We start from the raw sequence: 24,154 nt of genomic DNA on the forward strand, positions 1-24,154 counted from the left end.
TCCAATCATTGCGAGGAAAAACTGTAAGTTTTGACAAAGCAATCCAGTAAAAAAATCTGTAAATCAGAATTTTTATTGTTGTTCTGGATTGTCGCAGCCACTTTGTGGCTTCGTAATGACGGCCTTTAGTATCTACTCAACAACGTCTCCTCGCAATGACGAGTGATTTTCATAATGTCAAAGGTTAATTAATTCTTCCAAAAAGTAACTTTTACCATTTTATAATGATAAAATAGTGATCCTACGGAGCTGAGTAAGATTATAACAAAATCTAATAATAGTTTTTGTCTAAATAATAATTCGAGAATATTTATTTTGATAAAAAATAATGGGCTGATAGGTAAGCCGCAGCTGCAAATAATAATAATTATGGTTAAAACTTTGTTAGAATTCTTTTTATAGCTTTCATTATAAGCATCTATCAAGAAAAGAGCTATTTTATTTATACTGTCTGCAAGTAATAAACTTGGTAAAATTATTATACCGCCCTCAGTAACATATAATAGAAATACATAACCTATTTGAGTGCAACATGAATAAATTATAATATTCTTGAAGCCTTCTGCTCGGTAAGCAAAATACGGAGCTATAATAAGAGTAGCTAAAGCAATAGGTTTTATAAAATTTGTAATAGAAGTTTTAATCGTCTCATAGCCTATAATAATATAAGTAAATTTGTATATTATATATATTCCTATTATAGTAGAAATCCCTGCTAAATATACTAAAATAACTGAAGCCGTGTTATTATAAGCTCTCATCATCCAAAAGTGCATAGGGAAAAAAGCAGTTTTTAAAATAGCTCCTGTTAAGAAAAAACCGATAGCTATAGTGATTATGCGGGAATTAGTATGTTCCTGTAAATAAGCTGCAACATCATACATATTTAAGCTACCAGTAATGCTTAGTAAAAAGCCTATGGCTATAAGAATAAGAGTTGCACTAATACTACCCATTATCAAGTAGTCCAAAGCTCCGATTAAAGATTTTGGATTATTACCTGAGGCTATTAATACATAGCTACTAAGTGCCGAAATTTCTATAAACACATATAAATTAAAGAAATCATTAGTAGCAATCATTCCTAAATAGCCCGTATGAGCGAATAATAATATACCGTAAAATAAAGATTTTCTATTATTGTTGATATATTTTAAGATTGTGCTATTAGTAATCTTATGACAACAAACTAAAAAGAATAATAAAACTAAGTTAAAATAAATAATAATTGCTTGGTTTAGTGAATTTAGCCGATATTCTATTCCTATTTTTGAAGTCCATCCTCCTATAGTGTAAGATAGTTCCGTATTGTGTACAATACTATATCCATAAACACTGACCAAAAGGCTAGATAAAATGCAAATAGTAGTAATTACTCGTGCAAAGGTAATAAAGCGAAAAGATATTATTGAGAGTAAAGCCCCAAATAAAGGGAATAATATTTGTATGATAGGGAAATGGTTAGCTAGGATCATTTATCAAAATTAATTTCATTTTCTGATATTGTACCAAAATGTTTATAAATTTGATATATTAAACTTAAAGCTACGCTAAGAGTAGCAAACCCCACTACTATAGCAGTGAGCATTAATACATGAGGCAAAGGGCTATTATAAGTAGTTAGCCCATCTTGTAAAATAGGTACACCGCCTGTTTTAATTTTTCCGATACTTAAATAAAATACTAATACCGAACTTTGAAAAATTCCAAGCCCGATAATTTTATGAATATAATTACGGCTTGTAAGCATTATAAATAAGCCGCTAGTGAGTAAAATCAAAGTAAGAAAGTATATTAAATGTGACATCATTATATTGTTATTGTAAGAAAAGCGTTGTTACGTGAATCAGTTTCATCGTCATTGCGAGAAGAAATTGTAAGTTTTAACGAAGCAATCCAGTGAAAAATTCTGTAAATCAGAATTTTTTTAATTATGTTCTGGATTGTCACGTTGCTTCGCTCCTCGCAATGACGTTGGTAGACATTAATATGTTTTGAAAGACTGATTAAATACACATGTGATTTTCTTACCCTTACGTATAGCAAGCTTAGGAAAGACCTGTTCAAGTATCACCATATTAGGATTATCTTGAGCAAGGCGATAATTTACTAAAGATTCTCGAAGTGAATCATCTACAGCAAAAATACCAGAAATTTCAGCGTTTTTATCTCTAAATTGTAGATAAGTAAATTCGCCGTCGTCAAAAATTTTAATAGGAGCTATTTCTTCGCTGCCGCTAATATAGTAATTAAAGTTATATTTTTCAGGATGAGTAAGATCGGGACTGGCTAGGGAAGCAGAAAAAGTTTGCATATGACCGCTCATATTGTCATTTTCGTCATCCGGATAAAGAAATTTTACGTTAAAGACCATTTCAGGATCACGCATATCAAGAGTTTCGGCGGCATATAGTTCAAAGAAATAAGTCCGTTTATTAGTAATTAACGTCATATTAGTAGTAGCATCGGGTTCCATCGGTTTAATAAAAATCCTATGACCGGCAGGTACTATTTGCCATGAAGTAGTATCTCCCATAGAAATACTGACTATTTCCTCGTCTCTTGCTAGTTCTATACTTGCTTGATAGCCGTAATATCCTGTGAATTTGAAAACATCGTCAGGGTTATAAGTCATAACTCTTAGACGCGGGTCTCGACCTAGAGGTCGTGATATAGTAAGAGCAAATATATCTAATGTCAGTATTATAAAAGTACAAAATATTATTAGTTGCTTCATATTATTTCTGATTTTTATTCCTTAATAACTTTAGCTTGTAACTAGTAACGGTAAAATTGAAGGGCATATCAGGTGATGTAGTTGTACTGATAGAATCCATTATAAATCCGATTCTTGCTTCCCATACCATATTTTCTAAAATTTCACCCGTACTATTTTGGGCCAATGATTCAAAAGTAACAACTGCCTCGGTATCGTTTATATTGTTAATTGATAATATATTAATTGAGCGCCTATATAGTTTTTGATATCTTATGACCGGTGATAATGAGTTATCAATATTCATAAAATTAGCAAATTGCATATAAACAATACTCGTAGAAGCATTCTTGATAAAGGTAAATTGTTCTTTTAATATATCGTAATTGTATTCTTCTCGTTGTTTTACATAATTCTGAAGCATAATATTTGCAACAGAGATATAAGGATTGGCGAGTGTTGAATGTTGAGTACTAGTAATGGTAGCGTGTTTTTCGGCATCATCTTTTATTAAATAACTTACTTTTTCTTTTATTGGTAACAATATGTTGATATTTATACAAATTAAGATTAATAATAAGGTAAAAATCATGCATATTAAAAGCAGAAGACTTCTATGACTTAATGGTAAGATATACTTAAAATTATACCATTTTCTTGCATCAATAAAATATTCGCCGGATTTTATATATTCTTGTATTGCGTTGGTTAATGGGTCCATAATTACTAGATTAATATCTAATTTTATTCTGTTTTAGCTCTATCATAGTTATTATCATATGATTATAATTTGTTAATTTAATGTTATTTAAGCTATAAAATAAGTTTATATTGTTGCTACAATACCAAATATTGTTTAACTTTAAAATTAAAATAAATAAATTATAAATTAAAATTATACAATAACAATTATTGATGGTAGTTATTATGTTATACTCGTCCCACTTGAAAAATTGGTGATAATGTCTTTAATAAGTCCGCAGATAGCAACGTATTAAGATACGCTCTTCTTCCAAGTTGAACTTCGTATAACTACTCTTTATTTACTGCAGAGTATAATAGTTTACAATCTTTTTAATATTTTTTTATATTTATAAATAGATTTTTTCAAAAAATGCTTGTGAACTATTGTATAGTAAGGTAATTTTAAAACAGTAACAAGAGAATTTAATAATGTATAATTAGAATGTTAAAATCATTAAAGTTTCTATTAGTATTAACTATGCTTGCTCAATTACTGTCATGTACCCCTTCAGCTCCTTATGAAATTAAAAGCCCGTGCGTTTCTGCTGATATAGATGGTGGATCGAGTTTAAGCGTAAATCCTTGTATAAGAAGACCGGTTAATTCAGTAAATATAGCATAAAAGTAATAGTTTTATACAATAACAATGTAATAATAAAAATACCTTTGATATGAATAATATATTTGGCTTCTTTAAATCAAGTAACAACTCGAAAAGCGGTTCAGGAGATACACAAAATCAAGAAAGTATTAAATCGGCTAATCCTTTAAAAATTATTCAGAATTGGTATGAAGAACGATATGATAAGTTAATTGTTCAACGTAACTTACTTATCATATTAATAATACTACTAACCATTTTTATGGTTGTATCAACTTTAGTAATAGCATTTGTAGTAAAATCTAAACAGTTTGACCCTTTTGTTATTCAGCTTAATAGTAATACGGGGCGTGCTTCGGTGGTAGAACCTATTTCATCACCGGTATTAACGGCGGATGAGTCTCTCACAAGGTATTTTATAAAGAAATACATAACGGCACGGGAAACATATAATCCAGTTGATTTTACGACGATAGCTCGTACGATAATAAGATTATTTTCAACAAGTGGTGTTTATTATAATTATCTTGGCTATATAAGAAATAAAGATTTTGATCCTACGATAAAATATAAAGAAGATAATACTACATTTTTAGTAATAAAATCATGGTCAAAAATCGCAGCAGATAAATATATAGTGAGATTTTCCGTAAATGAAACATCAGGAAGCCAATTAGTTTATAATAAAATAGCGGTAGTAAGTTATGCTTATGTGCCTATGCAATTAACAGATTCAGAACTTGACATAAATCCGGTAGGGTTTCAAGTTAACGGATATAGGGTAGACGATGACAATAGTTAGATTTTATTTTTTAGTTTTTGTATTATTAAGCGGTTTTACAGTGCAACGAGAATGTCCGCTTGTAGATGATCCATGTAATAATAGTAGCAATAATTATATAGATGATTTATCTATAACTAAAGATAATAGGATAAAAACTTATATATATAATCCAAATGAAGTTTATTTATTAGTTTTGCATTTTGGCTTTCAATCGCATATAGAATTTGCTAAAAATGAAGAAATACAAAATATAATTCTTGGGGATGCGTATGCTTGGAAAATAACTCCTTTGGCAAATAGATTATTTATTAAGCCTCTTGAAAAAGATATTCGTACAAATATGACTATTATAACTAATAAAAGAACATATGAATTTGATATCGCTTCTACGGAACTTATGATGGGTAACGAAAGGGATTTAGTATATGTAATTAAATTTTACTATCCTAAGAAAAATAGTAATTACATAGCAAGGTTTTAATTGATGTTATTGCTGTGTGGGTGGGACTTGTCCGCACTGCTCGTTTTATGTCATTCCCGCCTACGCAGGAATTACATCTGGTAGTTTTTGATCCACGCGGGCAATGACAATAAACACACTTTAACTAATATAATTTAGATATGGCTGAAGAGCAAAATAATAATGATAATAATAATACCGGTTCTTTATCAGGAGCAGATGCTCCTGAAGTACAAAGAGAATTATCAAAAGTTTCGGTTAGCTTTAATAAGAGCATTGCGATAGTAGTCGTAATTTGCGGTATTTTTATATATATTTTTTATACTCTTTTTTTCGCTACTAAAAAAGAAGAAATACCAGAGACTCAAGTGCCGACTAATATTGTCAAACCTGTTACTGATGTTGATGATAATATTCCGGAGATTCCAAAGTTACCTGATCCGCCTAAGCTTGAGACGCCTATTGCTCCTCCACCACCACCTCCTCCGGTAGTAGAAGTTCCGCCGGTCTTACCTCCTACTACTCCTGTAGAAGAGAATAAAGACAAAACGCTTCCATTGCCGCCGGTTTCGTTGCCTTCCACTTCAGGAACGTTAGTTGAGAGTGATGCAGAGAAGCAACGTCGTGAAGCAAAAAGAAAATCAGCTATAGTGTTAGTTGGTGGTGTAGAGCCTAAAAAAACACCGGAACAGATTACGGCAGAAGCGACCTTTAAAGATCGCGGTGATATGTCTTTGGTTCTCGGACGCGGTAAATTAATTGATGCAGTACTTGAGACGGCAATAAATAGTGATCTTGGCGGTGAAATAAGAGCAATTATTAGTAGAGACGTATTTTCTGAGAAAGATAAAGTTATATTGATACCGAAAGGGTCAAAAATATTCGGTAAATATGCAACCTCAACTTCGTCAGACAGTTACGGTAGAGTTTCTATAATATGGGATAGAATCGATTTAACTAACGGTTATACTATAGAATTCGACTCACCTGCAGTTGATAATTTAGGTAGACCGGGACTACAAGGGAGAGTTGATAATAAATATAAAGAACAATTTGCAAATGCCGTATTACAATCCGGCTTTAATATAGGTCTTGCTAAAGTCCTGGATAAGTTAGTGCCGCCTCCTATAGATTCGCAGGCAGCAGCTACCAATAGTGCTACGGCAACGCAATTGTTAAATACTGCTCAAACTATTGCGTCTGATACCGCTATGGATGCAAATACTAGGATAGTTACAATTTGTACTAATATACTTGCTGCTATTACCGATAAAACTTCGACTGCTTATACTACTATGACTCAAGCATGTACAACAGCACAGACTGCTTCTTCAGCGAATACTGCTGAGCAGAGACTTCAAACCTTAGTACAGGCAGTTAATACGGCGGCTTCAAGTTTGCTTACTACTACCTCTATAGCATCAACTCCGACGCAAGCACAACAAGCTTCCACTCAAGCTTTTACGGATGTGACGAATGTTGTACAAAATATGATAACTCAGCAGCAGTTTAAGCCGACGACAACGGTTAATCAAGGTACGCCGGTTAGAATATACGTTAATAAGGATTATAAATTTCCAAAAGCCGTTTTATTAAAATCGAAGGTAATGAAATGAATGAAGAATTTGCAGCATTAGAGACGTTTTTACTTCCTTTTAAAAATTTATTTGCTGAAGACGGTATTAACGAGATTATGGTTAATAAGCCTGGAGAAGCATGGGTTGAAAAAAAAGGCGATATATATTCTAAGCAAATACCGGAATTGGATAGTGAGCATCTACTTTCATTAGGGCGTTTAGTTGCTCAATCTACCGAACAGATAATTTCGGAAGAAAAACCTTTACTTTCTGCAACTTTGCCGAACGGTTACCGTATTCAAATAGTATTTCCTCCTGCTTGTGAGATAGGACAAATCATTTATTCTATAAGAAAGCCTAGCGGTATGAATCTAACTTTAGATGAGTACGCTAAAATGGGAGCATTTGATGATACTGCAACAGAGAGTTTAATAGATGAAGATACAGTAATTTTAAATAATTTCTTAGCTGACAAAAAGATTAAAGAATTTATTAGACATGCAGTTGTTTCAAAGAAAAATATCATAATTAGTGGTGGTACTTCAACCGGTAAAACTACTTTTACTAATGCAGCACTTACTGAAATACCTGCAAGAGAAAGATTAATTACTGTAGAAGATGCTCGTGAGGTTGTGCTATCAAGCCATCTTAACAGAGTGCATTTACTTGCTTCCAAAGGAGGACAGGGGCGTGCAAATGTTACTACTCAAGATTTAATAGAGGCGTGTTTGCGTTTAAGACCGGATAGAATTATAGTAGGTGAGCTTCGAGGTAAGGAAGCTTTTAGTTTTTTGCGTGCTATTAATACAGGTCACCCCGGTTCAATATCAACACTGCATGCCGATAGCCCTGCTATGGCTATTGAGCAGTTAAAGCTTATGGTTATGCAAGCAGATCTTGGTATGCCGCCTGAAGAAGTAAAGAAGTATATTTTAACCGTTGTAGATATCGTTGTGCAGTTAAAACGCGGTAGTGGTGGGAAAAGATATGTTTCGGAAGTGTATTATAAGAAGAATAAGAACGCTGAAGGTATGGTGTAGCTTACTTACTGTCATCCCGTGGTCAAGCCACGGGATCCATAAAAAAATAAAAAAAACTGGATTCCGCGATCAAGTTGTGGGATGACACTGGAAAAATTACTTCACGCAAAAACTAACATATAAGTAAAAACTAGGAAGATCAATTCATGGAATGGCATAAGATACTTAAAGTTACTAGGAATATATTTGGTCATGCTATAATTCATCCGGTTGTTATTTTTTGTACCATTTGGATAAGCGGTGCATTTGTTGCAATTTTTACTAACGAAGTTAGAGCTTTAGGTGGAGATATAAATGCTATAAATATTGCTTATAAGTGGACTTACTGGCTTATTAACGTTTGGGGGCAGTTAAAAATTGCTGACTATAATTATTTAAAATTGAAGCTACTTGCAGCTCTTCTTGGTCCCGCTATTGTTATCATAATATTTTACATTAAAAATTTTGCAAGAATAAAATCATTACAATTTTTTGAGCAACCGGAAAAAGTATATGGAGATGCTAGCTGGGCTAATCCGTCAGATATAGAGGCTGCTGGTCTTAGATCCAAAAAAGGTATGTTAATAGGTGTTGATGCCGGTGGATATTTTGTTGCAGATGGGTTCCAGCATGCTTTATTATTTGCTCCTACAGGTTCAGGTAAAGGTGTGGGTTTTGTGATACCTAACCTGTTATTTTGGAGTGATTCAGTAGTAGTACATGACATAAAGCTCGAAAATCACGGTTTGACGAGCGGTTGGCGTGAAAAACAAGGTCAGAAAGTTTTTGTTTGGGAGCCTTCTAATCCCGACGGTATTACGCATTGTTACAATCCGATTGATTGGGTTAGTACTAAGCCCGGGCAGATGGTTGATGACGTTCAAAAAATTTCAAATCTTATAATGCCGGAAAAGGATTTTTGGAATAATGAAGCACGAAGTTTATTCTTAGGTGTAACTTTATATTTAATAGCTGATCCTACGAAAACTAAATCTTTCGGTGAAGTAGTGCGTACCATGAGAAGTGACGACGTAGTTTATAATCTAGCGGTCGTACTCGATACGCTTGGCGGTGTAATACATCCTGTTGCATATATGAATATTGCTGCGTTTTTACAAAAAGCCGATAAAGAGCGTTCGGGCGTAATATCTACAATGAACTCATCGCTTGAATTATGGGCAAACCCGCTTATTGATTCGGCTACTGCATCTTCTGATTTCAACATACAAGAATTTAAAAAAGTAAAAACAACCGTATATGTAGGATTAACACCCGATAATATACAGCGTTTGCAAAAATTAATGCAGGTGTTTTATCAGCAAGCGACAGAATTTTTAAGCCGTAAAATGCCGGATTTAAAGGAAGAGCCGCATGGTGTAATGTTCTTACTTGATGAGTTCCCGACGCTTGGAAAGATGGATACTTTTAAAGCCGGTATAGCTTATTTTAGAGGTTATAGAGTTCGGTTATTCTTGATTATTCAAGATACGCAGCAGTTAAAAGGAACATACGAAGATGCAGGGATGAATTCTTTCTTATCTAATGCAACATACCGTATTACTTTTGCTGCTAATAACTATGAAACGGCCAATTTAATATCGCAGCTTGTCGGTAATAAGACGGTAGAACAAAGATCATTTAGTAAACCTTTATTTTTTGACCTTAATATTTCTACTAGAACCCAAAACGTTTCTCAAGTTCAAAGAGCTTTACTTTTACCTCAAGAAGTAATACAGTTACCGAGAGATGAGCAAATTGTGTTAATAGAATCTTTTCCGCCTATAAAATCTCGTAAAATTAAGTATTACGAAGATAAATTTTTTACTAGTAGATTATTACCACCGACTTTTGTACCTACTCAAGTACCTTTTGATCCTAGGGCAAATAATAATGAGGCTTCTGAAGAGACTGAAATAACAACTGCTCCGGAAAATAATGAGTAAGATCCAAAAATGCGTTCAGCTATTATTGATATCGGTTCAAATGCTTTAAGAGCTGTCGTTTATGAAAGTGATGAGCTTGGAGCTCCGGAAATTTTTAATTATAAATTTAGAAATTATCTTACAAATTTACTTAATTTAGATAATTTAGACGTAAAACATCAAACATATTTATCTCTACAATATCTTATCCATGTTTTTACCAAACTGTCCGTTACTAATATTAGATGTGTTGCAACAGCTATACTTAGGGGGCATCCTAAAGCAAATGAATTCAAAGCTATAATTAGAAAGAGATTCAATATTGATATTGAAATTATCTCAGGTGAACGTGAAGCTTATTTAACAGCTGCCGGATTAATTTCCGGTATTAGTGATGCTTTCGGTATTGTAGCAGATCTTGGCGGCGGAAGTCTTGAGCTTGCACAGATTGGAAATAAAAAAGTCGGTAAATTAAAATCATTGCCGCTCGGTACAAAAATTATTGCTAGTAGCAATTTTGGTGATGTTGGACTGATTACTAAAATGTTAGAGGAAGAATTTGGAGCTGCATATCATCCTAATTTATATTTAATTGGCGGGGCATTACGTCTAATGAGCCGTATATATATGGAGTCTATAAATTATCCCCTTAAGAATTTACATAATTTTGAAATAAATCGTGTAGAGTTTGAGTTATATTTAGAGAAATTATCACAAATCGATAAATTAAAGCTAAGTTATTATGAGCAGAAAGCCATAAATTATAATGCAGTGCTAGTAATAAAAGCAATGATTAAGGTATTTGCACCGGAAAAGATTATTATCTCAAATTATGGTTTAAAAGAAGGAGTAAGATTTGACTCATTACCGTCTCATGAAACAGAAAAAGATATTATTTATGAGAGGGTGAAGAGATTAGTAAAATTTGATAGAAATATATGTAAAATTGAAAAATATATTGAAGCAGTACAATATCTTTTAATTAATTCCGATGCCACTACTCTTATTATTATTGAACTCGCTATCATGCTAGCACAATATAATAAAAATATTGATAAAACGCTCAGAGCAAATTTTGTTTCAGAATTTATATTATCTTCAGACATTCCTTTCAGTCATAGACAGCGTCTAATGCTCGGCATTGCTCTTACGGTTACTTATACTGCTAAAACTGATATGCAGATTAATAAAATAGCTAAGAAAATGATTAGTAAAAATGATTATTACAACAGTCATATAATCGGTTATTATATAAAAATTGCTAAAGAAATTGATGGGCCAGAATTCCAAGAACCTTCTTTTTCGATTAAATTAAAAGACGATAAATTTTTACAAATTAATGCTTCAAATATCTTGCCTAAACAAGTTTTTGAAAAGGTTTGTGAACGTTTAAAAGATATAAGTATTGCTAGAAAAAATATTAGTTATAATTTTAGTGATTAATTGTTTTTTGGATCTCGTGGTCAAGCCACGGGATGACATCGAGTGCGTTTTCCGGTCTACACAACAAGACATTCCTGCTTTTGCAGGAATGACATCGAAATCTCTTTGTTAAAATATTAAATCAATGAGAAATGTTCACAGAACCTAATATCTTATCTAATTCTAACCTCCTGATTAATATATTAATAGCCTAAAAACTAATGTTGTAAAAACACCTCATCAATTTAATAAATTTATAATGTCAAACGGTGCAGAAATAGAGGTTAATGATAATATCACCGTGACTGATTGCAGGTGAACATGAGAATGACGGTACTTTAACATTAAACAACACAGTTCCTATTAATATAACCGGTACCATAGGGAATAATAATAGTTTAGGTATAGTAGAAGTAGCTGATAAAGATTTTACTATTACAGGTGAATTAAAAGACCAAGCTATTAACTTCTCAAATGCAGGATAAGAAGCGATATTAACGCTACAAGCGGCAGGTGGAGTTACTAATATTACTACAGCAGGAAATAATCTTCACACTTTAGCAATAACAGATTTTGACACCGGTAATGGTGCTATTGGGACTGAAGATCACAGATTAAAAGCAATAGAATTAACAGGAAACGGTTTAGTTACGGTAAATACTAAGAATTTTTATTCAGATGTAACTACTGCGCATAACGGGCAAGGTAACGTAAAAAACTTAATATAGAGGGTGGTACTACTTATAATTTAGGCAGTAAAAATAATAGTTTAGCAAGTGTACAAGTTAGTAAGAATAGTACTATTAAAGGTGAATTCTAAAGAGATTAACATTGATGCAGGTAAGAATATAGATTTTGAACGAGGTAATAATAGAAATGCTAAAAATATAATTATACAGGATGTTTTAGTAGATAGAGATCTCCTGCCTCGTTCGCTTCAGTTATTTGCTTATTTAACTGATATTAAAGTAGATAAGCTGCATTTTGCAGATGCTGCTGTACATTTTAACGATGCGGTTTTAGTAAATGCTGAAATTGACGGCAGCGGTGCTATAAAATTTAATGAAAATGTTTGGTTAAAAGAAGAAATCAAAAATGTAGAGCTAGAGTTTGGTCCTGAGAAATTTGCTATTCTTGAGAAAAATATTAAAGCAGCTAATTTAGTAGTAAATAAAGCAAATATAGTATTATTGGATAATTTAGGAATAGATGATGATTTACAATTTACGAATAGTGCTTTAGATTTAGCTACTTACGAATTAAAGCATACAGGAAATGTTACATATAACGGTACTCTTGAGATTATTACGTATTTTGATGTGACTGCGCAATCGGGAGGGCATATATTAGTCGGTAATGGGGCTAATGTTGATATGTTGGCTTTAGATAGTGTAGTAATAATTAAAGTCAAATCACGCTCTGATATTACTAAAATTACTCCTGATACTAAACATGAAGTAATACTAAAAGCAGCAGGTGGAAATGTTATTCCAGTTACTCAAAATAAAGTTACTGTTGATACAGGTGGAGAATTAAACAGGTTAATAAAATGGGTAAGCGATGAGAATGGAGTTGTATTACTGAATAATAATGATAACGGTGGCGGTAATACCGAAAACCTTGATCTAGGAGGCGGTGATCCAGAGAACCCAGGTGACCAGCGATAACGGTAGAGGAAATCCTGGAGACGGAGAAGGTGGTGTAATAGTGCCTATTTTTGATCCAAAACCGATAAGAGATGAGGTGACGGGTCCTATAGCTCCCGGTCTTGTAGAGCAATTAATTGGTATTGGTATTGGTAATGAGAGTGATGCAGGTAAAGTATTGAATAATTTAGGATTGTCGAAGAATGTATCGGAAACTTTAAATCGTTTAGGAGGAAGAACAGATGTACGGGAAGTGAGTGAAGGACTTGGAGAGTTTAATAGGGGAGAAATAGAGGATGTATTAACTGATATTTCGATAAATATGGACAGTTTTGTTTCTTCTTGGATCAATGCTAGACTAGGTGAGGTCAATAATAAGGATGAGAGTACATTTAAGCTAAACGGTTTAAATAAACCAAATGCTAGTGAAAGTCTTACTAATCAAGCAGCAGTAGCTGCCGGTGATGAGGATAATATCGATACGGGCATTTGGGTAGTTCCTTTTTACGGTAAGGCTACGCAAAAATCCAGTAATAACGGAGCAAGTGGTTATAAGTCTAAAGCTCAAGAAGGAATAATAGGTTTTGATTATGCTCTAAGTGACAGTGTAATAGTTGGAGTTGCTTATACTAGAGCCGATAGTAAATTACGCCATCAAGATTATAAAGTTGGTGATAAGACTAAAGCTATAAGCGATATATATTCTATCTATGGGCTTTATAATTGTGAGACAAGTAATTTCTGTGTTGAGGCTATCGGTTCATATGGTAGAAATAGAATTAAAAATTATGAAAAATGTAAGGTTTATACGGGCGATCAAACTGCAATCGGTAAATTTAATAACACTTCTTATAGTGGTGAATTACTTGGCGGTTATAATTATTTAATCTCTAACCTCACGGCTATAACTCCGATGATTGGAACTCGTTATGCTACATTTAAAAATAATAGTTATAAAGAGACAGTTACTACTTTCCAAAATTTATCCATTAGCAAAAAATCATACGATAGATTTGAAGGTATAGTAGGGTTAAAATGCGTAACTAATTTCTTTGTAAAAGACGTAACAATAAAACCGGAATTGAATGGTTTTGTAAATTATGATTTTAAAGGAAAATTACCGAATACCGATGCACAGCTTGATGGAATAGATGAGCCGCTTACAACAGTTAAATTTAAACCTATAAAACTAAATTATAATTTAGGGTGGGAGCCTTTCTATTCAATATAATATGATGGAGTTTGGTATTAGATATAATTTCTTTCTTGTGAAGAAATATATAGCTAACCAAGGTTCTTTAAGGCTTAAGGTAAATCTGTAAGTTTATTGAATGCGAACTATGGACAAGGCACTTATTTATAGTTCGCATTAAGTAAATATAGCCTCTAAAGTCTTAAAAACTAAATGTATAGTTTCATTGTCTAAAGTTCCAAGTTTTTTTATAATTCTAAATGTATCTATAGTACGAATTTGATCTAACACGATATTGCCTTTTTTACCGTCAAAAGTAACCGTAACACGAGAGTTGGATAGTTTTTAATTTTACTCGTCATAGGAGCAACAATAAGAGTATTAATATACTTATTCATTTTATGAGGAGAAATAACAATGCAAAGTCTAGTCTTATTTATTTTCGTTCCTTTTTAGTCGGATCACGAGAAATAAGTAATATATCGCATCTGTTAATATTTACCATTCCTAGCCTTCTCGTATATTTTCATAAGGAGTTATTATAAGTTAGTGGTTTTTTACCGCTAAATTTACTGTACTTTTTATTTTGCATTGTTCAAGAAAAGTTTTAGGAATCCGTAAGCCTCTAGAATTACCGATTTTAATAATTGCTGCATACATATTTATTACTGGTATATATTAATGCCTTAATATTGTAATTATTTTATATATACATATCAAGTAATTTTTATAACCTTAAATTTTTTAAAAATATAAATTTCAATTCTAGATTATTAGATTTTCCTGCTATTGTGCGAATATATTACTTTAAATAACGTTATGTCAGAAAAAGTAAAGCATGATAAGTTTTTTCAAAAAGCTTTAGAAAATCCTTTCGTCGCTAGAGAATTTTTTAATATGCATTTACCGTCAAATATAAAAACTTTATTTTCCCCTGCTACTTTAACGTTGGAAAATGATAGCTTTATAGAGCTAAGTCTTAAAGAATCTATCACGGATGTTTTATTTTCTGTTGAAATTAATAATAGCGAAAGTTATTTATATCTACTACTGGAACATCAAAGTGGTTCCGATCACTTAATGGCTTTTCGCTTGTTTAAGTATATGTTAAATATCGCTGAGCGGCACTCGAATTTGTATCCTAACTCCAAGAAATTTCCGTTTATATATCCCTTAGTATTTTTTAATGATAATCAAAAATATACTGCTCCTTTAAATTTATGGGATTTATTTGAAAATAGTGAGTTAGTAAAAGTTACTTGGAGCAATGCTTATCAACTTGTAGATTTACAAAATATACCTGATGAGAAATTAAAAGAAAATCCTTGGTTAGCTGTTTTACAGATTCTAATGAAATATATTCACGAACCTAATTTATTTGATAAATGGCAAGAAATATCTAGTTGTTTGACAATAATTGCTAATTCTAATACCGGTGTTGATTACATAAAAAGTGCTTTGAGTTACTCTTTGACTCAAATAGATCAAACTGATAAAATAGAGTTAGAAAATATGCTTAAATCCAAAAATAGAAGAGGAAATTATGGGAAGTATCGCACATCATTGGCTTCAAGAAGGTATAGAAAAAGGGATACAAATCCAAAAAGCTAAAGATATGGAAATGGTAAAAGCAGAAAAAATTACCTTAGCTAAAAAAATGTTATCTATAAAAGAACCTATAAACAAGATTATAGACTTTACCGGTTTAACCAAAAGAGAGATTGAGAAATTAAAATAATTTCTAATTCTTGCAATTTTATACAGCCTATAATCCCGCTTTGTTTTGGAAAGTAATTTCTATAGGTGATAGATTACCGACTTTAAAATATATTTTTTTACCTTTTAATTTGCTAGCTACGGGAATGATATTAAAATTCTTTTTAAGTAAAATAAAATCTTCGTGTTGAAGATGAGAGCAAACTAAGTTTTGAGTTGTAAATTCTCCTCTAACTATTTTGCTTATTTTATAAGTATCAATATCTAATTTTTGCCATCTTTTGAATTTTATAATTTCTAGACCGAAAGCTGCCAAATTCCAATCATCATTAACTAGCTTTTCAAGATTTTGACAGTTGATAGTAAGAGAGTCTGAAGCAACACTAACAACGCTTCCTATAAAAGTTCGGTGAGTTAAATTTACTATTTTGGTGTAATCTCTGCCATCTGTAGATACATATAAAGCTCCATTAATAAAGCTTCATTAATATTACTCTGTAAATAAACGGCTAGATAAGGCTGATCATTTCCTGCTACTACATTAAAAGGTAAGTCAAGTATAATATTTAACTTGTTCATTTATGGTTTGCTTAAAACTGGACAAGATATTTGCAGCAGGTAAATAATAAGAAGATAAATTATCTATAAGGCCTTAAGAAGTTAGAGAAAGTAGTTGTATGTTTACTATTCTAATTTGGTATTTAAGTTTGTTATAATGAAGTATCAAGAAATCCCCTGGCTTAAACTCATTAAAAATTGTCGGTATTAAGAATTTAATTGCCTTATTTTCTATAGAAGCATTTTTTAAGATTAATCCTCCTATTTTCTCTATTTCGGGTATGGATCAAATAATAGGAATTTTGACGTTAAGGGTTGGACTATTTGAATCTGTTTCATTACTTACGTAACAATAGGAATTATCATAATTATTAAACCTGTCGATAATTAATACTAAGCTTGCTAATAATATGTGCGTCAGGTATTTCTATTTGCTTTAAATAGCTATTATCGCTCAACTTTATTAAGCTCTCACTGCTTAGATACTCTAAATTGCCTGATCCTCGTTTCAGAAATTTAATTTTTTCACAATCGCTTGCTATTATATCACAAAAGTAAAATATTCTTAAAGAATTGATCACATCTATTGTAGATAAAACTTTATTCAAAATAAAGCCGTCTACCACTTTGTCAATAGTAGAAATATCGATTTTTTGTAGGTCAATACCGCTTCTAGCAGATAGCGCAAGGATTATCTCAGCAAGACTACAAGAGCCGAATTTGCCGTTAACCCAATGCCCTTTTTCCCATAAATGATTATCGTTCCAAATATTATCGTGCGGCCATGCATGGTAGGGGCGTGTGTCCCAAGTTCATAAAAACATTTAATAGTCGTACGTTGCCACTGAGTAATCTGTGCCTGCCGAGGAATATTTAGGACTACCGCCGTTCGTGTATTTAGTATCAAAGAACACGTTTGGTTGATTTAGAGCTTTATCTATTGACGGAAAGCCAAACTCGGTCAACCATATTTTTTTTCATTTTTGGCTCCCAAGCCGTTCGCTTTCCATCAGGATTATAGTAATGGTTTTTCCACCAATAATCTACGTTTTTCCAAGTATAAGCAGCAGATAGAGGTTGTTTATTACCATTACCGTCTAAATAATAATCATATCCTTCGCCGGTGTGGCAACCTTTCATAATTTCTTCTTTAGTTATCTGAGAACTTAAAGAATTAGTTAAAGGGAAATAAGCATCTATACCTACAAAATCGATATAAGGGGAGGCAAATAACGGATCTAAATTATACCACCCGCCGCTAGTATGATGATATTCCGACCAATCAGCGGCATAAGTAACTTGTACATTACTTCCTAATATTTTTTTTACTAAACGAGCAAGATTTATAAGTTCTAGCACTGCCAGAAAATTATTTGCTGAATCTTTTATAGAAGTGATACCGATTAGTTCTGAGCCGATTATCAAAGCATCAACGTAACCTTTAACAAGCCTTGCATAGTGAAGAATGACGTTATTATCACCGTCCGCTTTATGAAAAAAAATTACTTACTGCATTTGCAGAACCTGTTACATGCCCACGCCATGGTTTACCTGATAGATTCATGAAAAACATTGGATAAAACATAATTTTTAAATTACGTCTTTTCAGCTCTATTAGGTAACGCACTACACTAGCATCATTAACCGTGCCACCGTAATTAGGGTTGTTATGCTCATCTTTAGAGATAATTTTAGCATTCTCTCTATTCCTACTTGCTAAGTGCATGAATATGAGGTTATAGGGTCGTTAAACTCTATAGCCGGTTTTATACGGCAGTGCCCTATGTTTAAACTATCGCCGAACCAAGAAACTACTGGTGTTATCCATTTAATATTAGGGCAGGTATTTTGTAATTGATTAAGACTAAATAAACTATCTGCAATATTATAATGATTATGGGAGTTAATAGCCTCATGGCTTATAACACCGTCGTAAGAACTTGCTTGAGCTTTATATTGTACTTCCGTATCATAAACAAATTCATCTGAGCCGGGTATCATGTTAATGCTACTTATTAAATTTTCAAGCTTTGCATAATTATTAGGTAGATAAATATTGGGTTTTCTTGTTACTTCAAATGAGAAATTTGGAATAATATTGCTGAAATCTTCTAGAGGTAGTTCCTCAAATACTATATAGCTAAGAGATCTCAAAGCAAGAGTTTTGCCGCTGCCGAGATAGTTTTCAATTAAAGGATCGGGTGGATTGTGTTTCTGAGCCTTTATATAATCTAAATTATACTTACCTAAATTTATTACCTCATCACCTGCCCATAGTCTGTTAATTTTGGTAATTTCTCCCTCACAAATCCTAACTGCAAAAGAAAAGAAATAGCTATATTCAGTGAAATTAGTAACGGATTTTAAGTTATGAAAATAAGAGAAATATTCTTTATACGGAGTACTATGTTTTATCTATTTAATTTGATCTGCCCAAATTATTTTTCCGTTAACTCTTGCAGTACTGAAAATTAACGGTATAGCTGCACCGTAATTAGCTGTTACATATTTAAAACTTTCTTTGAAATTTTTAATATTGTCATGTTCTATCGGTTTGTGATTTAATTGATCTAAATACTCACCAGGCATTTTACCGGCAAATCTGCCTACGCTTGAAAATATACCACCGCCAAATGCATTTCCTATGCCGCCACCAAGCGAACTAAAAAAACTTCTGAACATATTTACTGTATTATAGTTTAATATGGATTGATATTAGCACCATGATGTGGTAACACTAATATATACTCGTTTAATTTGAAAAATTGGCTACGTCGTCTTATAAGTTCTGCGGTGCTCACGTATTAAGTATACTCCGCTCCTCGCCTTATAGACTCATTGCTCTTTTCCACATTAAACTTCGTTTATCCTATACAATAATAAAATTTTAAAAATTATGATGATATTCAAAAAATCTTTATTTATCTTGCTATTATTTATTACTTCCTTAGTTAACGCAGCGATTATCGAAGTAGATAACTTAGATAAAATAAAACAAGATTTTAAAGAAAATTATAATAAAAATTATGTACCTCAGGATTTATTAGTAGTAATAGTTTTAGATGAATTTTTGTTTAAGTCTTTAGTGCCTATAGGTGAACAAATTGACAAAGATATTTATCTTACACTAACTCCTCTTTTGCGTAATATTAATAAAAATCCAAAAGCTATTTATATAGACCAATTAATTTTAACTAATGATAGTTATAAGAAAGAACTACAAGCATCTGATTTTCCAAATTTTGTAAATGAAATGAGTAATAGTAACATCCCTATAATAGCAGTAAATGATGGATTTACCGGTTATTTTAATAATATTCCTAAATTTGAAATATGGTTTGCCGATTATTTAAAGAAAAATTTCGATATTGATTTTTCAAATAGTTTTCCAAACAATAATTATGTTATTTTTAACAATTTAGACAGTTTTGCTAATACTTATCCGGTATTTTATAAGGGTATATTGACGAGTAATAATATATCGGAAGCGGAAATAATGCTCAATTTTCTTATTCACATGGGATTTATGCCTAAAGCTTTTATAATAATTAGCAGTAACATAGAATTATTAAAATCAATGGAGTGTCAACTTAATAGTTATAGTGCTAATATATTATTTATTGGTTATTATTATAATAATAACAATCCCCCGGAAAATAAAGATGCTGCATATTATACTAAAATCATTAATGATTTAATACCTCAAATAAATAAGATAAAAAGAAATAATCCGCCTCTAAAAACTAACAAGATAAAAGATAAAAATCCTTATGATAAAAATCAATAAAGTGTTATTGAGCGTACTTTGCTTAGTTATTTCGTGTGTAAGTTATGGTCAAATTATTCCTACTTACTCTGTAGATTCGGTAACAATGAAAAATTTATTACCGAAGATAGATGCAGATACGCTGGTACTTATAAATATAGATAATACTATCATAACACCGAAATCCAAATTATTTCGATATCAGGATAATTCTTATATAAATTTTACTAAATATTTATATAGTCTTGCAGCGGATAATGCATCAGTTAATAAAACTATTGCAAAATTAATAGTGCAGCGTCAAATGATTCTTGTTGAATCTAAATGGATAGATTTAATTAATAAGATGAAACAGCAAGGTGCAACAGTTTTAGGTCTTCAAGAAATAACTGCCCCATGTAATTTAATTGAAAATTATGAAGGATGGTTATATACATTACTTTACGGTCTCAATATTAATTTTACTAATAAAGTTAATGATAAAGATGTATTTAGATTTAACCCAAGTGATGCTGGTGCCCCTATTTTTTATTTAGGTATAATATTTACCGGTAATATAAATAAAGTAAAAACTCTTATAGAGTTCTTAAGAATTATACCGAAACAACCTACACAAATAGTAATTTTTGCGAATAATAAAAAAGATTTAGAAAATATGGATTCTTATTTAAGCATGGTTGATATAGGATATTATGGAATTGAATATTTGGGATGGCAAATGTTACCGGGATCACCTGATAATCGAATCGCTGAGTTGCAGCAATCTACGTTTTTAAATACCGGTCAGTGGTTAGAAGATGATGTAGCTAGCGAGATGTTAAATATTCCCGATAGCAAATTACATAAGTAATATTTTATTGAGAAATCGTCATTGCGAGGCAAAACTGTAAGTTTTGACGAAGCAATCCAGTAAAAATTCTGATTTACAGAATTTTTTATTATTTTTCTGGGTTGCTATGCAGTCTACGATTGCTCGTAATGACGGGGTGGTATCCACCCAACAACTCCGTGACTGTAAGAAGCGTGGCAATCTCATGAAATTAAAACTAGATTGCAGCAAAGCTTCGCTCCTTTTGCAATGACCATTTTCAGTATCCATGAGGGCAATGCCTACGCAGGAATGACATAATTCGCATTTAATAAATATAATATGAATAATAACTTAATAGCTGCTTTAAAAGATTTAATTATTAATACCGGCAAGGTTGCACTAGATATAAAAAAGGTAGGAATATTGACTGATATTAAATCAGATGGGTCAGTAGTCACTAATGCCGATAAGGAAATTAGTAAAATAATTTATCAAACTTTACGAAGCTTAACCTCTCAAATAGCTATAGTATGTGAAGAGCAGCCGCTACCTATATTAAGCAGTGATACTTTTTGGTTAATCGATCCTATTGATGGGACACGGAGCTATGTAAACGGTAAAAGTACATATACGGTAAATATAGGGCTTATTGAAAACGGTTTTCCAACCATCGGCTTGATATATCACCCTGAAACGGCAAAGCTATATTATACCGATGTAAACGGTCGGTTAAAAATCGAACAGAATTCTAAAGACATATTTGTTAATCATGAACCTAAACATGAAGAGCTTAATGCGGTAATAGGTTTTTATAATTCAAATAAAGCTACTAAAGAATTTTTAAGTAAATATTCATTCAGTCAAATAAATGAAATAGGCAGTTCAATTAAATTATGCTTAATTGCTGAAGGGGCAGCTGATATATATCCAAAATTCGGTCAAACTATGGAATGGGACATAGCGGCAGGTCATGCTTTAATTAAAGCCGGCGGCGGTAATATTTTAGATACACATGGACAAGAAATTACTTACGGTAAAGAAAATTTCGCTAATCCTAATTTTTTCGCCTGCAGTAAATATTGGTTGGAAAAACGTCCAGCCTGTCATACCGTGGTTTGACCACGGTATCCATTAGAAACATTTGTAGTAGTTAAATATTCCTGGATACCGCGATCAAGTCGCGGTATGACAATACAGACTACTGAATCCATGCTTTTGCAGGAATGACATCTTAACCCAACTTCTTCAACTCATAAATCAACTCAAGTGCTTCTTTAGGGGATAGTTTATCAGGGTCGATAGTTCTAAATTGTTCATCTAATTTACTTCTTATAGTAGTTTTATTAGGTTCAAGATTGAATAAGCTCAAATTATTTGATTCCGTTGATAAAATGTTTTTTCCTTTACCGGTAGAAGTTTTCTCAAATTTAAGCAGAATCTGCTCAGCTCTGTTTATAACGCTAGCAGGGAGCCCTGCTAAAGCTGCAACATGAATACCGTAAGATCTATCGGCAGCACCTGATATAATATTATGTAAAAATAGAATATCTTTACCTGACTCCTCAATGGCAATAGTATAATTTTGCAAAGCCGGCAGGAAATTATTCATAACAGTAAGTTCATGATAGTGCGTAGCAAACAAGCAGCGACATTTTAGTTTATCATGGATATATTCAAGCACCGACCATGCTATAGATACACCGTCATAAGTGGATGTACCTCTACCTACCTCATCCAGTATTATTAGTGAGTTTTTTGTAGATTGAGCAAGAATTGCCGAAGTTTCAAGCATCTCTGCCATAAAGGTTGATTGTCCCTTAATTAAGTCATCAGCAGCACCTATTCGGCTAAATATTTTATCGACTACCCCTATTTTGGCACTTTTAGCAGGCACAAACGAACCTATTTGAGCAATGATTGTAATAATGGCGTTTTGACGTAAAAAAGTACTTTTACCTGCCATATTAGGACCGGTAATTAACCAAATACGCTTAAGTTCCGATAAATGACAGTCATTATATACAAAGCTTCTGCTTTCTAGTTGTAGTACTTTTTCTATCACAGGATGCCGTCCTTTAACGATATCAAAGCTTAAATCATCGGTAAATTCAGGCTTAACATAATTATATTCATCAGCGATGTAAGCAAAATTACAAAATACGTCAAGCACGCTTAAGGAGCTTGCAAGCATTCGTAAATAGGCAGCTTTTTCGATTACTTGGCTACAAATATCGGCATATAATTCTTTTTCCAAGCTTATTACTAAGGTTTTAGCGTTGACTAACTCGCTTTCAAGCTTTTGTAGTTCAGTAGTAGTGTAACGGACATTATTAACCGTTGTTTGACGATGAATAAATTTGGGATCAAGGATTTTATTAACATTTTTAGCGGTAATATCGATAAAAAACCCTATAACATTATTATGAGATATTTTTAAACTGTCTATGCCCGTTTCTTTGCGATATTGATCTTTTAGCTTTTCAATATGTAATTTCCCGTTATTAATTAAATCATGTAATTGAGCTACTTTCGGATGGTATTCATGTTTTATTATACCTCCGTCATTTAAATTATTCGGTACATCTTCTCTTATGCTCTCGTCTATTAAATGATATAATTCTGCATCGCCTGAGAGAGGTTTAATAATTTTTTCGATAAAATCAGGTAAATTAAAACCGTAAGCGTCAAAAAATACTCTTTTAATAATCGCTGCAGCTTCCAAGGTATATTTAATACTAAGTAAATCACGACCTGAACTTCTGTTCATTGTAATACGTGTTAGACAGCGTTCTATATCACTAGTTTTTTTTAGAAGTTCTCTAATTCTTTGTACTATTTCTAAGTTGGAATAAAAGAACTCGGTAATATTTAAACGATGATTTATTTTAACAATGTTGGTTAAAGGACTGGAAAGAAAATTATATAGTAAACGTCCGCCTTGTTTAGTAACCGTATGATTGATGGTGCTTAGTAAACTTCTGTTCGAGCCGCCTTGTGAGTTTGTTACAATTTCAAGGTTATGTCTAGTAGAGAAATCAATAGTCATATAGCTATGAAAATTGATAATTCTAGGGATTGGTAAATGAGGAATGTTTTGTTTTTGCGTTAACGATAAATATTCTAGAATGCTGCCTATGACACAAATTTGACTGCTAGATATCTCACCGATTCCTTTAATATCTTTCATTTTATAAAAGTCTAAAATGATTTTTTCGCATTT

The 24,154-nt window shown here is 32.2% G+C and carries 27 protein-coding genes and 1 pseudogene; 14 read left to right on the forward strand and 14 right to left on the reverse strand.

Going from position 1 to position 24,154, the window contains the following annotated elements; all coding sequences use genetic code 11:
• Positions 1–188: 188 nt before the first annotated feature.
• The 4 genes from A452_RS0101585 to A452_RS0101600 form a co-directional block, all read right to left on the reverse strand.
• The gene (locus A452_RS0101585; RefSeq protein WP_014412981.1) at positions 189–1,475 is read right to left on the reverse strand and encodes a proton-conducting transporter transmembrane domain-containing protein; all 1,287 of its coding nucleotides are present in this window, start codon (positions 1,473–1,475) and stop codon (positions 189–191) included.
• Positions 1,472–1,807 carry a Na+/H+ antiporter subunit C gene (locus A452_RS0101590; RefSeq protein ID WP_014412980.1) on the reverse strand — a complete coding sequence of 112 codons (336 nt, stop codon included), beginning with the start codon at positions 1,805–1,807 and terminating at the stop codon, positions 1,472–1,474. Before A452_RS0101590 ends, A452_RS0101585 begins: the two co-directional genes overlap by 4 nt.
• A gap of 177 nt (positions 1,808–1,984) precedes the next feature.
• Positions 1,985–2,737 (reverse strand): P-type conjugative transfer protein VirB9, encoded by a 753-nt coding sequence (gene virB9, locus A452_RS0101595; protein ID WP_014412979.1) that lies wholly within the window; start codon positions 2,735–2,737, stop codon positions 1,985–1,987.
• 1 nt (position 2,738) lies between these two features.
• Positions 2,739–3,437 (reverse strand): VirB8 family type IV secretion system protein, encoded by a 699-nt coding sequence (locus A452_RS0101600; RefSeq protein WP_014412978.1) that lies wholly within the window; start codon positions 3,435–3,437, stop codon positions 2,739–2,741.
• A gap of 465 nt (positions 3,438–3,902) precedes the next feature.
• Here A452_RS0101600 and A452_RS0101605 point away from each other — a divergent pair, with 465 nt between their 5' ends.
• The 9 genes from A452_RS0101605 to A452_RS08965 all read left to right on the forward strand — a co-directional run bounded on the left by A452_RS0101605 (position 3,903) and on the right by A452_RS08965 (position 14,122).
• Positions 3,903–4,082 carry a DUF2706 domain-containing protein gene (locus tag A452_RS0101605; RefSeq protein WP_014412977.1) on the forward strand — a complete coding sequence of 60 codons (180 nt, stop codon included), beginning with the start codon at positions 3,903–3,905 and terminating at the stop codon, positions 4,080–4,082.
• A gap of 49 nt (positions 4,083–4,131) precedes the next feature.
• Positions 4,132–4,863: a VirB8 family type IV secretion system protein gene (locus tag A452_RS0101610; protein ID WP_014412976.1), complete on the forward strand. Its 732-nt coding sequence runs from the start codon at positions 4,132–4,134 to the stop codon at positions 4,861–4,863.
• Positions 4,850–5,326, forward strand: a complete 477-nt coding sequence (locus A452_RS0101615) for a TrbG/VirB9 family P-type conjugative transfer protein (protein ID WP_014412975.1) — start codon at positions 4,850–4,852, stop codon at positions 5,324–5,326. Before A452_RS0101610 ends, A452_RS0101615 begins: the two co-directional genes overlap by 14 nt.
• 140 nt (positions 5,327–5,466) lie before the next feature.
• Complete coding sequence (locus tag A452_RS0101620; protein ID WP_014412974.1) at positions 5,467–6,921, forward strand: TraB/TrbI/VirB10 family type IV secretion system protein; 1,455 nt, start codon at positions 5,467–5,469, stop codon at positions 6,919–6,921.
• Entirely contained in the window at positions 6,918–7,922 is a 1,005-nt protein-coding gene (virB11, locus tag A452_RS0101625) for a P-type DNA transfer ATPase VirB11 (protein WP_014412973.1), read from the forward strand. The genes A452_RS0101620 and virB11 overlap by 4 nt, the downstream gene beginning before the upstream one ends.
• Positions 7,923–8,068: 146 nt before the next feature.
• The gene (locus A452_RS0101630; protein WP_014412972.1) at positions 8,069–9,844 is read left to right on the forward strand and encodes a type IV secretory system conjugative DNA transfer family protein; all 1,776 of its coding nucleotides are present in this window, start codon (positions 8,069–8,071) and stop codon (positions 9,842–9,844) included.
• Positions 9,845–9,853: 9 nt separating this feature from the next.
• Positions 9,854–11,266, forward strand: coding sequence for a Ppx/GppA phosphatase family protein (locus A452_RS0101635; protein ID WP_014412971.1), 1,413 nt, complete (start codon positions 9,854–9,856; stop codon positions 11,264–11,266).
• Between the two features lie 788 nt (positions 11,267–12,054).
• Positions 12,055–12,912, forward strand: coding sequence for a hypothetical protein (locus A452_RS09360; RefSeq protein ID WP_081482366.1), 858 nt, complete (start codon positions 12,055–12,057; stop codon positions 12,910–12,912).
• Positions 12,899–14,122: an autotransporter domain-containing protein gene (locus A452_RS08965; protein WP_025999535.1), complete on the forward strand. Its 1,224-nt coding sequence runs from the start codon at positions 12,899–12,901 to the stop codon at positions 14,120–14,122. The genes A452_RS09360 and A452_RS08965 overlap by 14 nt, the downstream gene beginning before the upstream one ends.
• A 138-nt stretch (positions 14,123–14,260) precedes the next feature.
• Here the strand turns inward: A452_RS08965 and A452_RS12930 are convergent.
• Positions 14,261–14,481 (reverse strand): annotated as a pseudogene (locus A452_RS12930) (type II toxin-antitoxin system PemK/MazF family toxin).
• Between the two features lie 421 nt (positions 14,482–14,902).
• On the opposite strand from A452_RS12930, the gene A452_RS0101660 reads away from it, so the two are divergent.
• Together A452_RS0101660 and A452_RS12455 are read left to right on the forward strand one after the other, a co-directional pair.
• A complete protein-coding gene (locus A452_RS0101660; RefSeq protein WP_014412969.1) occupies positions 14,903–15,694 on the forward strand; it encodes an Rpn family recombination-promoting nuclease/putative transposase in 792 nt (263 codons plus the stop codon).
• Between the two features lie 4 nt (positions 15,695–15,698).
• Positions 15,699–15,821, forward strand: coding sequence for a hypothetical protein (locus tag A452_RS12455; RefSeq protein WP_014412968.1), 123 nt, complete (start codon positions 15,699–15,701; stop codon positions 15,819–15,821).
• Positions 15,822–15,848: 27 nt separating this feature from the next.
• Here the strand turns inward: A452_RS12455 and A452_RS0101670 are convergent, their stop codons facing one another.
• From A452_RS0101670 to A452_RS0101700, 8 genes are all read right to left on the reverse strand, one after another.
• The gene (locus A452_RS0101670) at positions 15,849–16,115 is read right to left on the reverse strand and encodes a hypothetical protein (protein ID WP_014412967.1); all 267 of its coding nucleotides are present in this window, start codon (positions 16,113–16,115) and stop codon (positions 15,849–15,851) included.
• 107 nt (positions 16,116–16,222) lie between these two features.
• A complete protein-coding gene (locus A452_RS11035) occupies positions 16,223–16,378 on the reverse strand; it encodes a hypothetical protein (protein ID WP_014412966.1) in 156 nt (51 codons plus the stop codon).
• Positions 16,379–16,728: 350 nt separating this feature from the next.
• Positions 16,729–16,965 carry a hypothetical protein gene (locus A452_RS0101680; RefSeq protein WP_014412965.1) on the reverse strand — a complete coding sequence of 79 codons (237 nt, stop codon included), beginning with the start codon at positions 16,963–16,965 and terminating at the stop codon, positions 16,729–16,731.
• Between the two features lie 216 nt (positions 16,966–17,181).
• On the reverse strand, positions 17,182–17,271 hold the full coding sequence (locus A452_RS12935; RefSeq protein WP_269208730.1) for a hypothetical protein: 90 nt from the start codon (positions 17,269–17,271) through the stop codon (positions 17,182–17,184).
• A gap of 19 nt (positions 17,272–17,290) precedes the next feature.
• The gene (locus tag A452_RS0101685; RefSeq protein WP_081482368.1) at positions 17,291–17,860 is read right to left on the reverse strand and encodes a baseplate megatron protein TIM-barrel domain-containing protein; all 570 of its coding nucleotides are present in this window, start codon (positions 17,858–17,860) and stop codon (positions 17,291–17,293) included.
• Positions 17,847–18,083, reverse strand: a complete 237-nt coding sequence (locus A452_RS0101690) for a hypothetical protein (RefSeq protein ID WP_025999537.1) — start codon at positions 18,081–18,083, stop codon at positions 17,847–17,849. Before A452_RS0101690 ends, A452_RS0101685 begins: the two co-directional genes overlap by 14 nt.
• Positions 18,074–18,511 (reverse strand): hypothetical protein, encoded by a 438-nt coding sequence (locus A452_RS0101695; protein ID WP_025999538.1) that lies wholly within the window; start codon positions 18,509–18,511, stop codon positions 18,074–18,076. The genes A452_RS0101690 and A452_RS0101695 overlap by 10 nt, the downstream gene beginning before the upstream one ends.
• Positions 18,512–18,772: 261 nt before the next feature.
• Entirely contained in the window at positions 18,773–19,039 is a 267-nt protein-coding gene (locus tag A452_RS0101700) for a hypothetical protein (protein ID WP_014412964.1), read from the reverse strand.
• Positions 19,040–19,259: 220 nt separating this feature from the next.
• Here A452_RS0101700 and A452_RS0101705 point away from each other — a divergent pair, with 220 nt between their 5' ends.
• From A452_RS0101705 to A452_RS0101715, 3 genes are all read left to right on the forward strand, one after another.
• Positions 19,260–20,144: a DUF2608 domain-containing protein gene (locus A452_RS0101705; protein ID WP_025999539.1), complete on the forward strand. Its 885-nt coding sequence runs from the start codon at positions 19,260–19,262 to the stop codon at positions 20,142–20,144.
• Complete coding sequence (locus A452_RS0101710) at positions 20,128–20,973, forward strand: DUF2608 domain-containing protein (RefSeq protein WP_014412962.1); 846 nt, start codon at positions 20,128–20,130, stop codon at positions 20,971–20,973. The genes A452_RS0101705 and A452_RS0101710 overlap by 17 nt, the downstream gene beginning before the upstream one ends.
• Positions 20,974–21,273: 300 nt before the next feature.
• Positions 21,274–22,053, forward strand: coding sequence for a 3'(2'),5'-bisphosphate nucleotidase CysQ family protein (locus tag A452_RS0101715; protein WP_014412961.1), 780 nt, complete (start codon positions 21,274–21,276; stop codon positions 22,051–22,053).
• 112 nt (positions 22,054–22,165) lie between these two features.
• Here the strand turns inward: A452_RS0101715 and mutS are convergent.
• Positions 22,166–24,154: DNA mismatch repair protein MutS (mutS, locus tag A452_RS0101720; RefSeq protein WP_025999540.1), on the reverse strand; the 1,989-nt coding region annotated here is incomplete at its 5' end.

The organism is Rickettsia australis str. Phillips (assembly GCF_000273745.1).
GTDB lineage: Bacteria > Pseudomonadota > Alphaproteobacteria > Rickettsiales > Rickettsiaceae > Rickettsia > Rickettsia australis.

Bases quoted from the DNA above. Each gene is read 5' to 3' on its own strand.
- A452_RS0101690 (WP_025999537.1), bottom strand. From the start codon at position 18,083: ATGCACTTAGCAAGTAGGAATAGAGAGAATGCTAAAATTATCTCTAAA.
- A452_RS0101630 (WP_014412972.1), top strand. From the start codon at position 8,069: ATGGAATGGCATAAGATACTTAAAGTTACTAGGAATATATTTGGTCAT.
- A452_RS0101600 (WP_014412978.1), bottom strand. From the start codon at position 3,437: ATGGACCCATTAACCAACGCAATACAAGAATATATAAAATCCGGCGAA.
- A452_RS0101605 (WP_014412977.1), top strand. From the start codon at position 3,903: ATGTTAAAATCATTAAAGTTTCTATTAGTATTAACTATGCTTGCTCAA.
- A452_RS0101660 (WP_014412969.1), top strand. From the start codon at position 14,903: ATGTCAGAAAAAGTAAAGCATGATAAGTTTTTTCAAAAAGCTTTAGAA.
- A452_RS0101700 (WP_014412964.1), bottom strand. From the start codon at position 19,039: ATGTTCAGAAGTTTTTTTAGTTCGCTTGGTGGCGGCATAGGAAATGCA.
- A452_RS12455 (WP_014412968.1), top strand. From the start codon at position 15,699: ATGGAAATGGTAAAAGCAGAAAAAATTACCTTAGCTAAAAAAATGTTA.
- A452_RS0101635 (WP_014412971.1), top strand. From the start codon at position 9,854: ATGCGTTCAGCTATTATTGATATCGGTTCAAATGCTTTAAGAGCTGTC.
- A452_RS11035 (WP_014412966.1), bottom strand. From the start codon at position 16,378: ATGAACAAGTTAAATATTATACTTGACTTACCTTTTAATGTAGTAGCA.
- virB11 (WP_014412973.1), top strand. From the start codon at position 6,918: ATGAATGAAGAATTTGCAGCATTAGAGACGTTTTTACTTCCTTTTAAA.
- virB9 (WP_014412979.1), bottom strand. From the start codon at position 2,737: ATGAAGCAACTAATAATATTTTGTACTTTTATAATACTGACATTAGAT.
- A452_RS0101585 (WP_014412981.1), bottom strand. From the start codon at position 1,475: ATGATCCTAGCTAACCATTTCCCTATCATACAAATATTATTCCCTTTA.
- A452_RS0101590 (WP_014412980.1), bottom strand. From the start codon at position 1,807: ATGTCACATTTAATATACTTTCTTACTTTGATTTTACTCACTAGCGGC.
- A452_RS0101620 (WP_014412974.1), top strand. From the start codon at position 5,467: ATGGCTGAAGAGCAAAATAATAATGATAATAATAATACCGGTTCTTTA.
- A452_RS0101615 (WP_014412975.1), top strand. From the start codon at position 4,850: ATGACAATAGTTAGATTTTATTTTTTAGTTTTTGTATTATTAAGCGGT.
- A452_RS0101715 (WP_014412961.1), top strand. From the start codon at position 21,274: ATGAATAATAACTTAATAGCTGCTTTAAAAGATTTAATTATTAATACC.
- A452_RS0101610 (WP_014412976.1), top strand. From the start codon at position 4,132: ATGAATAATATATTTGGCTTCTTTAAATCAAGTAACAACTCGAAAAGC.
- A452_RS0101710 (WP_014412962.1), top strand. From the start codon at position 20,128: ATGATAAAAATCAATAAAGTGTTATTGAGCGTACTTTGCTTAGTTATT.